Source organism: Pseudomonas siliginis (assembly GCF_019145195.1).
Classification (GTDB): Bacteria; Pseudomonadota; Gammaproteobacteria; order Pseudomonadales; family Pseudomonadaceae; genus Aquipseudomonas; species Aquipseudomonas siliginis.
Map to the genome: position 1 here is coordinate 1 of NZ_JAHSTW010000040.1, position 380 is coordinate 380.

General features: G+C 55.0%; 1 protein-coding gene. It reads left to right on the plus strand.

Going from position 1 to position 380, the window contains the following annotated elements; genetic code table 11:
- Window position 1: 1 nt before the first annotated feature.
- Window positions 2-380 (plus strand): IS110 family transposase (locus KVG87_RS25755; RefSeq protein WP_225931014.1); only part of this gene is annotated, 379 nt, incomplete at its 3' end.

A 380-nucleotide genomic window follows, 5' to 3' on the forward strand; every position in this document is an offset into this window, starting at 1 on the left:
TTTGGATGTGGGATCTCGCACTACAGCGATGGGCTGGCGCAATGGCGGCCGCTTTGCAGGTCAGTGCAATATCGACCAGACACCGGCGGGTCGCAAAGCTGCTGTCAGCAAGTTACTTGAGCTCAAGCCTATGTCTGTGGTGATGGAAGCCACCGGAATCTACTACCTGGACTTGGCCATGGAGCTCGCTGCGGCGGGTTTGCCAGTCTCGGTTATCAATCCGAAGAGTTTTCACAACTTTGCAAAGCTGATGCTGAAAAACAGCAAAACGGACGCAATCGATGCCCAGTTACTAGCTGAGTACGGCGAACGCATGAGCCCAAGGTTGTGGACGCCGCCCACTTCAATACAGCTTGAACTGCGTGCTATCGGCCGCCACA